General features: G+C 72.7%; 9 protein-coding genes. 6 read left to right on the top strand and 3 right to left on the bottom strand.

What is annotated here, in order from left to right; all coding sequences use genetic code 11:
- Positions 1-105: 105 nt before the first annotated feature.
- Together KB893_RS11695 and KB893_RS11690 are read right to left on the bottom strand one after the other, a co-directional pair.
- On the bottom strand, positions 106-537 hold the full coding sequence (locus tag KB893_RS11695) for a DNA polymerase III subunit chi (protein ID WP_211927908.1): 432 nt from the start codon (positions 535-537) through the stop codon (positions 106-108).
- Between the two features lie 162 nt (positions 538-699).
- Complete coding sequence (locus tag KB893_RS11690) at positions 700-2,163, bottom strand: leucyl aminopeptidase (protein ID WP_213173730.1); 1,464 nt, start codon at positions 2,161-2,163, stop codon at positions 700-702.
- Between the two features lie 154 nt (positions 2,164-2,317).
- Between KB893_RS11690 and lptF the strand changes: the two genes are divergently transcribed.
- Positions 2,318-3,397: an LPS export ABC transporter permease LptF gene (gene lptF, locus KB893_RS11685; RefSeq protein ID WP_211927217.1), complete on the top strand. Its 1,080-nt coding sequence runs from the start codon at positions 2,318-2,320 to the stop codon at positions 3,395-3,397.
- On the top strand, positions 3,394-4,515 hold the full coding sequence (lptG, locus tag KB893_RS11680) for an LPS export ABC transporter permease LptG (RefSeq protein WP_211927218.1): 1,122 nt from the start codon (positions 3,394-3,396) through the stop codon (positions 4,513-4,515). Before lptF ends, lptG begins: the two co-directional genes overlap by 4 nt.
- A 7-nt stretch (positions 4,516-4,522) precedes the next feature.
- On the opposite strand, the gene KB893_RS11675 is transcribed toward lptG, so the two are convergent.
- The gene (locus KB893_RS11675) at positions 4,523-4,996 is read right to left on the bottom strand and encodes an RDD family protein (RefSeq protein ID WP_211927219.1); all 474 of its coding nucleotides are present in this window, start codon (positions 4,994-4,996) and stop codon (positions 4,523-4,525) included.
- A gap of 48 nt (positions 4,997-5,044) precedes the next feature.
- On the opposite strand from KB893_RS11675, the gene xerD reads away from it, so the two are divergent.
- The 4 genes from xerD (at position 5,045) to KB893_RS18715 (ending at position 12,371) form a co-directional block, all read left to right on the top strand.
- On the top strand, positions 5,045-6,022 hold the full coding sequence (xerD, locus tag KB893_RS11670) for a site-specific tyrosine recombinase XerD (protein WP_211927220.1): 978 nt from the start codon (positions 5,045-5,047) through the stop codon (positions 6,020-6,022).
- 106 nt (positions 6,023-6,128) lie between these two features.
- Complete coding sequence (locus KB893_RS11665) at positions 6,129-6,947, top strand: DsbC family protein (RefSeq protein WP_211927221.1); 819 nt, start codon at positions 6,129-6,131, stop codon at positions 6,945-6,947.
- 174 nt (positions 6,948-7,121) lie between these two features.
- Complete coding sequence (purL, locus tag KB893_RS11660; protein WP_213173729.1) at positions 7,122-10,988, top strand: phosphoribosylformylglycinamidine synthase; 3,867 nt, start codon at positions 7,122-7,124, stop codon at positions 10,986-10,988.
- 378 nt (positions 10,989-11,366) lie between these two features.
- Entirely contained in the window at positions 11,367-12,371 is a 1,005-nt protein-coding gene (locus KB893_RS18715; RefSeq protein WP_211927223.1) for a helix-turn-helix domain-containing protein, read from the top strand.
- Positions 12,372-12,549: the final 178 nt, after the last annotated feature.

Here is a 12,549-nt window from a genome sequence, read left to right as displayed (position 1 = left end):
AGGCGACGCGGAAGCGGTGGATCAAGGGGGAGGGAGAAGCCGCTCCGGCCATCGCACCCTTCGGGTCCCGACACTCCCGCTTCTCACCCCCTCTTCCCGCCCCACCTACATGTCGTGCTTGTTCGTCTCGAACCCGCGCGCCTTGTACTGCCGCCAGCGCTCGCGCAGGGGCTCGCGGGCGGCGGGGTCGGCGGGGACGACCTCGAGCACGCGGTCGCACTGGCCGGCGAAGGCGTCGTCGCGCAGGTTGATCACCATCGGCCGGTCGGGCACGTCGATCTCCGGCGGCGCGATCACCACCGGGGTGATCTCGTCCTCGTCGGGATCCTCCTCGCCGGCGATCTGGTGGGGGATGTAGGCCTCGGCGTCGAAGGCCCACAGCGCATCGTCGAGCGCCTCGGCCTGCGCCCGGTCGCGCGCGAGGATCAGCGTCGGCGAACCGGTGTCGTGCGCACGGCGCGCCAGCTCGCAGACCAGCCGCAGCGGATCGTCGCGGAAGCGCGGCTTGGCGATGAGGTAGAAGTCGGCTCTTGGCATGGGGGAGACGCCGGGAAGCGGGACTCGGGAAGAGGGAAGGGTGGTGTCAGCAGGCGCTGGCGCTCGTTGCATCCTGCCGGGCGCGATCGCCTGCGTGCGCTGGACGGACGGATGGCGGATTCACCATTCCCGAATCCCCATTCCCTCTTCCCGCTTCATCCCTCACCCGGCCCGATCCATCAACCACTGCACCAGCAGCCCCACCGGGCGCCCGGTGGCCATGCCCTTGCGGCCGTCCTCGGAGCCGGTGCCGGCGATGTCGATGTGCGCCCAGCGCTGGCCCTCGGTGAAGCGGCCGAGGAAGCAGCCGGCGGTGATGGCGCCGCCCCAGCGGCCGCCGATGTTGTAGACATCGGCGTAGGTCGACTCCAGCAGCGCCTCGTACTCGGCGTGCAGCGGCAGGCGCCAGGCGCGGTCGTAGCTGGTCTCGCCCGCGGCCAGCAGCTCGTCGGCGAGGTCGTCGTGCCGGGTCATCAGGCCGGAGACGACCTTGCCCAGTGCGACCATGCAGGCGCCGGTGAGGGTGGCCACGTCGACCAGCGCCTGCGGCTCGAAGCGCTGCGCGTAGGTCAGCGCGTCGCACAGGATGAGGCGGCCTTCGGCGTCGGTGTTGCCGACCTCGATGGTCTTGCCCGACATGCTGGTGAGGATGTCCGAGGGACGGTAGCTGTCGGCGTCGACCATGTTCTCGACCGCCGGCACGATCGCCACCAGGTTCACCGGCAGGCGCATGCGCGCGGCCGCGACCAGGGTGCCCAGCACCGTGGCCCCGCCGCACATGTCGAACTTCATGTCCTCGATGCCGCCCTGGACCTTGAGGTTGATGCCGCCGGAATCGAAGGTGATGCCCTTGCCGACCAGCACGAACGGCCTGGCGTCGCCGCCGCCGGAGTACTTCAGGACCACCAGCCGCGGCGGGTTGGCCGAACCGCGCGCCACCGACAGCAGCGAGCCCATCCCCAGCGCCTCCATGTCCGCGCGCTCGAGCACCTCGGCCTCGACGCCGTCGGTCTCGGTCGCGAACTGGCGTGCGCGCTCGGCGATGTAGCCGGGGTTGCAGATGTTCGGCGGCAGGTTGCCGAGCTCGCGCGCGAACTCCACGCCGGCCGCCAGCGCCACGCCCTGCACCAGCGCGGCCTCGTCGTCGCCGGCGAGCGCGAGGCGCTCGAGCCGGACGCCGTCGTCCTTGCGCGTGATCGTGGCGGTGTAGCGGTAGGCGGCGTGGTCGGCGGCGGCGATCGCGTTGCGCAGCGCCCAGGCCGCGTCGCGGCCGTTCACCTCGAGCGCGCTCAGGGTCAGCAGCGCGCTGCGCGCCGGGCTGCCCTTGAGCGCGCGCACCGCGGCGGCGACCGCCTTCTGGAAGGCCGACGCGCCGAACTTGCCGCGCTCGCCCAGGCCCACCACCAGCAGGCGCGCGGCGCGGATGCCGGGGAAGTCGGGGATCAGGCTGGTGCGCCCGGCCTTGCCGGAGACGTCGCCGCGCTCGACCAGCGCCGCCAGGCGGCCTTCTCCGTCGATCTCCTGGGCGACGCCCGCGAGCGGGGCATCGGCGAACACGCCCACGATCAGGCAGTCGGTCTCCGCATCGGCGGAAGCGGTTCGATTCAGTTCGAATTGCAGGGCCATCAGTCGTGATTCCGTATGATTGCGCGCCGGACGCTGGTCCGGAGCATTTGGAACCCGGTCCGCCGTCAGGCGATCAGGCGAGCGCGCGCAGCGGGCTGCCATGGACCGGCAGAAAGCCCGCAAGTCTAACGAAAGCCGCCACTGCCGTCTGCGAATGCACCGTCTCGAGCGATACCTCCTCCGCGAATTCGCAGAAACCGCCGCCGCCACCCTCGTGGTGCTGCTCCTGGTGAGCCTGAGCGGCGTGTTCGCGGACCTGGTCTCCGAGATCGCCCGCGGCAAGCTTCCGGCCACGCTGCTGCTGTCGCAGCTCGGCCTGCGCCTGGTCCAGTACCTGCCGATGGTGCTGCCGCTGGCCCTGTTCCTCGGCCTGCTGATGGCGATCGGGCGCCTCTACCGCGATTCGGAGATGGCGGTGATGAGCTCCTTCGGCTACGGGCCGCAGCGCCTGCTGCGGCCGCTGGCGCTGTTCGCGGTGCCGGTGGTGCTGGTCGTCGCCGCGCTGTCGCTGTGGGGCGCGCCGGCGGCCGAGCGCGCGGGGCAGCGCATGATCGACCGCGCCAACCGTTCGCTGCTGGTGGCGGGACTGGATTCGCGGCGCTTCGTCGAGCTGCCCGGCGGCGGCGTGATCTATGTCGACGAGATGAGCGCGGCCGGGTCGCGCTTCCAGCGCCTGTTCATGCAGACCGAGGACGACGAGGGCCGCATCGACATCACCACCGCGCAGTCGGGCGAGCTGTTCTTCGACGGCAGCACCGAGCGCTACCTGGAGCTGCGCGACGGCTTCCGCGTCGAGGGGCCGGTCGACGGCGCCGACTTCCGCCTGATGCGCTTCGAGCGCAACGAGGCGCAGCTGCCGGACCGCGCCGAGACCATCGGCGACGAGGACCCGCTGCTGCTGTCGACGCCGGCGCTGATCGAGCGCGGCGACCGCCCGGCGCTGGCCGAGCTGCACTGGCGCATCGGCCTGCCCCTGCTGACCATGGTGCTGGCGCTGGCGGCGATCCCGCTGTCGCGCCAGCAGCCGCGACAGCCGCGCTACGGCGCGCTGCTGCTGGCGTTCTCGGGGTACCTGGTCTACGTCTTCTCGCTGTTCATCGGCCGCTCCTGGCTCGGTGCGGGGGCGCTGCCGGCGTGGCTCGGCCTGTGGTGGCTGCACCTGCCGATGTTCGCGATCGCGCTGTGGCTGTTCGCCCGCGACGGGCGCATGCCGCGTGCGCGGAGGCCGGCATGAGCGCGCTCGCCCGCGGCTGGCAGGCGCTGCGCCCGCGCATCCACGACCGCTACGTCGCCCGCGCGGTGCTGGCCTCGGTGCTGATGGCCTGGGCGGTGCTGCTGGGCTTCGACCTGATCGGCGCGGTCGTGCAGGAGCTCGGCGACCTCGGCGGCGGCTACACCTTCGGCCTGGCCCTGCTCAACGTGCTCTTCACGGTGCCGCGCCGGCTCTACGACCTGTTCCCGTCGGCGGCGGTGGTGGGCTCCATCCTCGCCCTGGGCGGGCTGGCCTCCACCTCCGAACTGACCGCGCTGCGGGCCGCCGGCATCTCGCGCCTGCGCATCTGCATGGGCGCGGTGCTGGCGCTGGTGGCGCTGACCGCGGTCATGATCGTCAACGGCGAGACGCTCGGGCCCAGCGGCGAGGCGCGGGCGACCTCGCTGGCGGCCTCGGCCAAGAGCGGCGACAGCATCCTGTCGCGTTTCTCCGGGCTGTGGGCGCGCGACGGCGAGGTCTTCGTCAACGTCCGCGCCGGCTCGCGGCGCGAGGCCGGGCAGGACAGCTTCGTCGAGCTGGCCGACGTGCGCCTGTACGAGTTCGACGCCGACGGCCGGCTCGCCACGCTCACCCGCGCGCGCAGCGCCGAGCTGCGGCCGGACGACCGTTCGGTGCTGGAGGACGTGCGCCGGATCCACTTCACGCCGCGCGAGGCCAGGGTCGAGATCCACGCCGAGGTGCCCTGGGAAACCTCGCTGGACGGCGAGTCGCTGGCGTCCAGCATGACCCGCCCGCGCTACCTGTCCACCGCGCAGCTCAGCCAGACCATCGACTACATGCGCGCCAACAGCCTCTACGCTGGCGAGTACGAGGCCTTCTACTGGGCGCGCTGGTTCTATCCGCTCAACGTGCTGGCGCTGTGCCTGGCGGCGATGCCCTTCGCCTTCGGCCAGCTGCGCAGCGGCGGCTTCGGCAAGCGCCTGTTCCTGGGAATCGTGTTCGGCCTGGGCTTCTTCCTGGTGCAGCGGATCGTGACCCAGCTCGCCGAGGCCTACGACGTCGACCTGCGCCTGGCGAGCCTGGTCACGCCGCTGGTCCTGGGCGGCGTCGCGGTCTGGCAGTACCGGCGCCAGGCTTGATCCGGGCTCAGGGCCGGCGTGCCTTGTCGCGCCTGGGTGGCGGAGGCAGGCGCACCATCACCGTGCGGCTGGCGAGGTCGTGCCAGGTGCGACGCTCCCGCTCGAACAGCGACCACAGCAGCCCGAGACCGCCGGCGCCGAGGGAGACGATCGCCACTCCGTAGCGGATCCACAGCGCCCGGCGCGTGGCCGGGCGGCCGTCGGCGGCGACCACGCGCAGGCGCCAGGCGCGCATGCCCAGGGTCTGGCCGCCGCGACGCCAGGATTCGACCGCGTAGAGGCCGGTGACCGCGACCAGCAGCGCCAGCTCGATCCACCCGCCGAGGCTGTCGGATTCCACCGGTTCCGCGCCGTGGGCGGCGTAGACGATCAGGCTCACCACGAACCACAGCGCGAGCACCGGCAGCAGGTCGTAGACCAGCGCACACAGGCGCAGCAGGAGGTGGGCCGGGCGGGCGGCGGGGGAGACGGGGGCATGCATCCGCACAAGGATAGCGGCTCGCCAGGGACGTCCCTAAGCTTGCTGCGCATGTCCGCCCCGTCCGCCGCCCCGCGCACCGCCACGCCCGCCGAGCGGCGCGCGCGCAGCATGGCGCTGCCGCCGCTGGCGCAGGCCGACGCCGATGCGATCGCCGCGTTCCTCGAGGCGGCCTGGGCCGAGTCCGGGCTGGCCCGGCAGACCCTGGCGAGCTACCGCCGCGATCTCGAAGGCCTGGCCCGGCGGCACCCGGGCCTGCTCGGCCACGATGCGCCGCTGCTGCTCGGCGTCTTCGCCGAGCGCAGCCGCCAGGGCTACAGCCCGCGCAGCGACGCGCGCCTGCTGTCGAGCCTGCGCGCCTTCTATGTCTGGCAGCTGCGACGCGGCGCGATCGCACGCGACCCGGTCGCCGAGCTGCCGGGGCCGAGGCTCGGGCGCCCGCTGCCCAAGGCGCTGTCCGAATCCGAGGTGCTGCGCCTGCTCCAGGCGCCGGACCCGGCCACGCCTGCCGGCGTGCGCGACCGCGCGATGCTCGAACTGATGTACGCCACCGGGCTGCGCGTGAGCGAGCTGGTCGCACTGCCGGTGACCGGGGTGAACCTGCGCCAGGGCGCGCTGCGCGTCACCGGCAAGGGCAGCAAGGATCGCCTGCTGCCGATGGGCGAGGATGCGCAGGACTGGCTGCAGCGCTACCTCGGCGGGGCGCGCCCGCAGCTGCTGGCCGCAGGCGGGACGCGTGGCGCCAGCAGCGAATGGCTGTTCGTCGACGCCCGCGGCGCCGCGCTCACCCGCCAGCGCTTCTGGCAGCTGGTCAAGGCCGCGGCGGTCGTCGCCGGCATCGATCCGAAGCGGATCAGCCCGCACGGCCTGCGCCACAGCTTCGCCACGCATCTGCTCAACCACGGTGCCGACCTGCGCGCGCTGCAGATGCTGCTGGGCCACGCCAGCCTGTCGACCACGCAGATCTACACCGATGTCGCACGCGCACGCCTGCAGCGCCTGCACGCGCTGCACCACCCGCGCGGATGAGCGGCGGGGGCGGGCGGGCCTGCGGCTAGAATCGCGGGAACCGTCGCCCGGGGCGACGGTCACAGCAGGTTCCCCGGCGTCCAGCCCGTCCAGCAGAGGTCCACGCATGAGTCGTATCGCCGCAGTCGCCCTGATCGGCGCCTTCAGTCTCGCCGCCTGTGCCGCCGAAGGCGATCGCGACGCCGCCGGCACGGCCGTCGGTCGCGACCCCGCGACCGCCCCGGCCGCGTCGCCCTCGGCCTCGGCCGGTGGCGCGCAGGAGTCCGACGCCGCGGCCACCGCGCGACGCGTGGTCGAGGAGCTGATCCCGCAGGTGCCGGTCGATCGCGTCTCCGACGCGCCGTTGCCGGGCTACCAGGAGGTGCTCGTCGCCGGCCAGCTGCTCTACGTCTCCAACGACGGCAGGTACCTGGTGCAGGGCAATGTGCTCGACGTCGAGAACAAGCGCGACCTCACCGAGGCGAGCAAGGCCGACATCCGCCGCGACGTGCTGGCGACCATGGACCGCAGCCAGCGCATCGTGTTCGCGCCGGAGAACCCCGACTACACCGTCACCGTGTTCACCGACATCGAGTGCGGCTACTGCCAGAAGCTGCACAGCGAGATCGAGGACTACAACGCCCGCGGCATCGCCGTGGAATACCTGTTCTTCCCGCGCTCCGGCCTCGACGGCAGCGCCTACCGCAAGGCCGTCAGCGTCTGGTGCGCCGACGATCGCCGCCAGGCGCTCACCGACGCCAAGGCCGGCAGGTCGGTGCCCGGCCGCAGCTGCGACAACCCGGTGGCCGCCGACTTCGAGGCCGGCCAGCGCATGGGCATCGAGGGCACGCCGGCGGTGTTCAACGAGGACGGCCGCCAGCTCGGCGGCTACCTGCCTGCGGCGCAGATGCGGCAGCGGCTGGACCAGCTGGCGGGGAAGGGGTGAGTAGTCGGGATCCGGGGCTCGGGAATCGGGACCCGGGACCCGGAGGTCGATGAGGGTCGGGCGCGGGAGCGGCTTGCTCCCGCGGATTCCGCCTGCAGTTCCCGAATCCCTGATCCCGCTTCATCCGACCCCACCCGCTACAATGCCGCCCCCGCCGCCACACGACGCTCGGACATGCTCGTCCTCGAGGGGCCCGACGCCCTTTCGCCGCATCAGACCGCCCGCCTGCAGTCCCGCCTGAGCCGCATCGCGCCGGGCATCCGGCTGCGCAACGCCGCCCACGTCTACCTGGTCGATCCCGGCGCCGAGGCCGAGGCCGTCGACCGCAGTGCGCTGGCGCGGATCCTCGATGCGGGCGCGGCCAGCCCGGCGGCCGCTGGCGACGCGCGCAGCGTCTACGTGGTCCCGCGCCTGGGCACCGTCTCGCCGTGGGCGAGCAAGGCGACCGAGATCCTGCGCGGCTGCGGCGTCGGCATCCGCCGCGTCGAGCGCGGCCTGCGCCTGGACATCGAGGGGCTGCCCGCGGGCGATCCGGCGGCGCATCCGCAGCTGGCGCGCGCCCTGCACGACCCGATGACGCAGTCGCTGCTGCAGGACCTCGAGGCCGCCGCGGCGCTGTTCGCCACGCCGGCGCCGGGCGCGACCGAGCGCGTCGCGCTGGCCGATCTGGAAGCGGCCAACGCCCGCCTCGGCCTGGCCCTGTCGGCCGACGAGATCGACTACCTGCGCAGCCGCTACGCCGCGCTCGAGCGCGAGCCCAGCGACGCCGAACTGATGATGTTCGCGCAGGCCAACTCCGAGCACTGCCGGCACAAGATCTTCAACGCCAGCTGGACGCTCGACGGCGAGCCGCAGGAGCGCTCGCTGTTCGCGATGATCCGCAACACCCACGCGCACGCGCCGCAGGGCACGCTGACCGCCTACGCCGACAACGCGGCGGTGATCGAGGGACATCCGGCGCGCCGCTTCCGGCCCGACGGCGACGGCGTCTACCGCGCCGAGGACGTCGTGCCGTCGGCCTTCGCGATCAAGGTCGAGACGCACAACCATCCGACCGCCATCTCGCCGTTCCCCGGTGCCGCCACCGGCGCCGGCGGCGAGATCCGCGACGAGGGCGCCACCGGCCGCGGCGGCAAGCCCAAGGCCGGGCTCACCGGCTTCTCGGTCTCGCACCTGCGCATCCCCGGCCTCGCCCAGCCGTGGGAGGGCGAGCGCCCGCTCAACCCGCGCATCGCGCCGGCGCTGGAGATCATGCTCGAGGGCCCGATCGGCGCGGCCGCGTTCAACAACGAGTTCGGGCGGCCGGCGCTCGCCGGCTACTTCCGCAGCTTCGAGATCGCCACGCCGACGCCGGGTCTGAGCCGCGGCTACGACAAGCCGATCATGCTCGCCGGCGGCATCGGCGCGATCGACCGCGGCCAGGTCCGCAAGCTCGCGCTCGCCGACGGCGACGCGGTGGTGGTGCTGGGCGGCCCGGCGATGCTGATCGGGCTGGGCGGCGGCGCGGCGAGCTCGGTGGCCTCGGGGCAGAGCTCGGAGGCGCTGGACTTCGCCTCGGTGCAGCGCGACAACCCGGAGATGCAGCGCCGCTGCCAGGAAGTCATCGACCGCTGCGCGGCGATGGGCGAGGGCAACCCGATCGTCGCCGCGCACGACGTCGGCGCCGGCGGCCTGTCCAACGCGATTCCCGAGCTGCTGCACGATTCCGGCGTCGGCGGCGTCGTCGACCTGCGCCGCATCCCCAGCGACGATCCGTCGCTGTCGCCGATGCAGCTGTGGTGCAACGAGTCGCAGGAGCGCTACGCGCTCGGCGTGGCCGCGGACCGGGTCGCGGAGTTCGAGGCGATCTGCCGCCGCGAGCGCTGCATCTTCGCCGTCGTCGGCCGCGCCACCGCCGAGGAGCATCTGGTCCTGGAGGACGGTCCCGGCGGCGAGCGCGCCATCGACATCCCGATGGACGTGATCTTCGGCAAGCCGCCGAAGATGCACCGCGAGGCCGAGCGCGCCGACGCGCCGCGCTGGAGCCGGCTCGACAGCACCACGCTGGACCTGCGCGAGGCCGGCCTGCGCGTGCTCGCGCACCCGACCGTCGCGTCCAAGAGCTTCCTGGTCACCATCGGCGACCGCACCGTCGGCGGGCTCAACGCGCGCGACCAGATGGTCGGCCCGTGGCAGCTGCCGGTGGCCGACTGCGCCGTCACCCTGGCCGATTTCGACGGTTACGCCGGCGAGGCGATGGCGATCGGCGAGCGTACGCCGCTGGCCCTGATCGACGCCGCGGCATCGGCGCGCATGGCGGTGGGCGAGGCGCTCACCAACCTCGCGGCGGCGCCGGTGGCGCAACTGGCCGACATCAAGCTCTCGGCCAACTGGATGGCCTCGGCCGGCACCCCGGGCGAGGACGCCGCGCTGTTCGAGGCGGTGCGCGCGGTGGGCATGGAGCTGTGTCCGGCGCTCGATCTCGCGATCCCGGTCGGCAAGGACTCGCTGTCCATGCAGGCGCGCTGGAAGACGGACGAGGGCGAGCAGGCCTCGATCGCGCCGGTATCGCTGATCGTCTCGGCCTTCGCCAGGATCGAGGACGCTCGCGCCACGCTGACGCCGCTGCTGTCGCAGGCCGAGCACGAGGACGGCACCGAGCTGTGGCTGATCGGCCTGGGCGCCGGCAAGCGCCGCCTCGGCGGTTCGATCCTGGCGCAGTGCTACGACGCCTTCGGCGGGCCGGTGCCCGACCTCGACGAGCCGCGCCGCCTGCGCGACTTCTTCGAACTTATCCAGGCCGCGCGCGCCGACGACCTGCTGCGGGCCTACCACGACCGCAGCGACGGCGGCACCTTCGCCGCACTGTGCGAGATGGCGTTCGCCTCGCACCGCGGCCTCGACATCAACCTCGAGGGCTGGGGCGACGACCCGATCCGCACCCTGTTCACCGAGGAACTCGGCGCGGTGGTGGAGATCGCCTGCGAGGACCGCGCGGCCTTCGCCGACCTGGTCGACCGTTTCGAGCTCACCCACTGCGCGCAGCGCATCGGCCGACCGACGCGCAGCCCGCGCGTGCGGGTCGAGAGCGAGGGTGCGGTGCTGGCCGAGTGGAGCTGGCAGGAGCTGTTCGGCGCCTGGTGGTCGGTGAGCCACGCCATGCAGCGCCTGCGCGACAACCCGGAGTGCGCGGACGAGGAGCGCGCGGCGCGGCTGGACTTCGACGCCCCCGGCCTGGCGCCGGTGCTGGGCTTCGACCCCGCCGAGGACGTCGCCGCGCCCTACGTGACGCGCGGCGCGCGGCCGCGGGTGGCGATCCTGCGCGAGCAGGGCGTCAACGGCCAGGTCGAGATGGCGGCGGCGTTCACCCGCGCCGGCTTCGAGGCGGTCGACGTGCACATGAGCGACCTGCTCGCCGGCCGCATCGGCCTCGAGGACTTCCGCGGCCTCGCCGCCTGCGGCGGCTTCTCCTACGGCGACGTGCTCGGGGCCGGGCGCGGCTGGGCGACCTCGATCGTCGAGCACGCGCGCCTGCGCGACGCCTTCGCGGCCTTCTTCGCGCGGCCGGACACCTTCAGCCTCGGGGCCTGCAACGGCTGCCAGATGCTCAGCCAGCTCAAGGACCTGATCCCGGGCGCGGACGCCTGGCCGCGCTTCGTGCGCAACCGCAGCGAGCAGTACGAGGCGCGCCTGGCGCTGCTGGAGGTGGCCGAATCGCCGTCGGTCCTGCTCGCCGGCATGCACGGTGCGCGGATCCCGGTGGCGGTGGCCCACGGCGAGGGCCAGGCCCGCTTCGGCGCGGGCGGCGCGCCCGCCGCCGCCCAGGTCGCGTTCCGCTACATCGGCGCCGACGGTGCGCCGGCGGCGGCGTATCCGGCGAACCCGAACGGATCGCCGGACGCCATCGCCGGCCTCACCAGTGCGGACGGTCGCGCCACCCTGCTCATGCCGCACCCCGAGCGCGTGTTCCGGAGCGTGCAGATGAGCTGGCATCCGGCCGGCTGGGGCGAGGATTCGCCGTGGATGCGCATGTTCCGCAATGCGCGGGTGTGGGTCGGCTGACCGACCGTCCCGGCACGCGGTGCCGGGGCTTCTTCACATCGTTAGTCGTGTCCCGCTGCGTCAGCGAACGCCGCGAAACTGACGGCGAACGTCAGTTTATGACCGGCATCCGCCACGCTCGAGCGCCAATCTATTGACGCCGCGAACATGACCGAGGCTTGAATGGATCCTCGGATTGGGTTAATTGTTCAGAACCCGCTCATGTTTGGTGACGTGGTTCACGGGTTGGCTGGCGCGCGTGCGCCGGCTTTTTGACTCCGGCAGATCACGCACCGCAGGACGGGCGATCGGCAAAGGCGACTCCGACAGGGGGAGAAGTCGCGATCCATCACGCAACGATGCGGGCCTGGCGGCCCGGCAGAGAGGGGTCGTAGTGCAGTGATCGATACCGCATTCCCGCGCGCACGCTCCATCGCGGCGCCGTACGTCTTCAACGAGCTCTCGACCGACCTCGTTCCGTGGCGCGAGCGCTACGACTTCTGGCGCGACCACGTCCGCACCAACTTCAACTGGGACCTGCACCGCGGCCGGGACCAGTACGGCACCTTCCACGCCCGCTTCCGCCACTGCGTCGGCGAGGCGTCCTCCTTCGTAGACATGTCCTGCGGCGAATGCGCGGTGTCCCGCAGCCCCGAGGCCGGCGACGAGCTGCGGCTGATCCTGATGTCCGCCGGGCAGGCGCGACTGGAGCGCCGCGGTCAGGGCGGCACCGACACCGTGACCGCCGGCTCGCTCTACCTGCTCGACCCCGGTGCCGTGGCGCGGGCCACCTGGAGCGCCCACCACGACCTGTGCCTGAAGCTGCCGCGCCGCGCGGTGACCGAGGCACTGGGCGCGGACCCGTTCCGCCACGGCGCGCCGGTGTGCATGCTACCCAACAGCGGCGTTGCTCCGTTCCTGACCTCGCAGATGCGGATGCTGGCCTCGCACGGCGCGGGGATGAGCGTGGACGACTGCGCCGACGTGCTCGAGAACACCACGCGCCTCGCGCTCATGCTCCTGCGCAGGCACCTGAAGCCGGATGCGAGCGAGTCGGTCGATGCGCAGGACGGGCTGCTCGCCGCAGCCAAGCGCTACATCGAGCTCAACCACCGCCGCCACGACCTCACGCCCGACGTGCTCGCCGACGTGATCGGCTGCTCCCGGCGCCAGCTCTACCGCATCTTCGCCCGCGAGGAGATCACCATCGCCGGCTATCTGCGCGAGGTGCGCCTGCAGCGCTGCCGGGCGGACCTGGAGACCGGCTCGCGCGAGCGCCGCGTCGGCGCCGTCGCCTATGCGCACGGCTTCGCCGACCTCCCGGCCTTCAGCAAGCTGTTCAAGCGTCGCTTCGGGGTCAGTCCCAGCGACGTGCCGTCCACGACGGGTGCGTCCGCCGCCTAGTCGTCCACCGCGCTCCCGCGCGGTTCCGAGACGCCTGCGACCGCCCCGCCGGGGCGGTCGCTCGGCCGTGCCTGATTTTCGATAAATGCCTGATACGGAAGCGATTTCAGGTGGCTCGCGCTGACAAGCGCAGCGGCACGGGCGGACTACCGCCAGTGGAATCCGCAGGTGCAGTGTT

The sequence above is a fragment of the Coralloluteibacterium stylophorae genome, assembly GCF_018122625.2.
GTDB classification, from domain to species: Bacteria; Pseudomonadota; Gammaproteobacteria; order Xanthomonadales; family Xanthomonadaceae; genus Coralloluteibacterium; species Coralloluteibacterium stylophorae.
The sequence above is the reverse complement of the archived record's forward strand: the minus strand, read 5'-3'. Positions and strand labels throughout refer to the sequence as shown.

Excerpts from the sequence above, each read along its gene's own strand:
- KB893_RS11665 (WP_211927221.1), top strand. The coding sequence starts at position 6,129 with ATGAGTCGTATCGCCGCAGTCGCCCTGATCGGCGCCTTCAGTCTCGCC.
- lptF (WP_211927217.1), top strand. The coding sequence starts at position 2,318 with ATGCACCGTCTCGAGCGATACCTCCTCCGCGAATTCGCAGAAACCGCC.
- purL (WP_213173729.1), top strand. The coding sequence starts at position 7,122 with ATGCTCGTCCTCGAGGGGCCCGACGCCCTTTCGCCGCATCAGACCGCC.
- KB893_RS11695 (WP_211927908.1), bottom strand. The coding sequence starts at position 537 with ATGCCAAGAGCCGACTTCTACCTCATCGCCAAGCCGCGCTTCCGCGAC.
- lptG (WP_211927218.1), top strand. The coding sequence starts at position 3,394 with ATGAGCGCGCTCGCCCGCGGCTGGCAGGCGCTGCGCCCGCGCATCCAC.
- KB893_RS11690 (WP_213173730.1), bottom strand. The coding sequence starts at position 2,163 with ATGGCCCTGCAATTCGAACTGAATCGAACCGCTTCCGCCGATGCGGAG.
- KB893_RS11675 (WP_211927219.1), bottom strand. The coding sequence starts at position 4,996 with ATGCATGCCCCCGTCTCCCCCGCCGCCCGCCCGGCCCACCTCCTGCTG.
- xerD (WP_211927220.1), top strand. The coding sequence starts at position 5,045 with ATGTCCGCCCCGTCCGCCGCCCCGCGCACCGCCACGCCCGCCGAGCGG.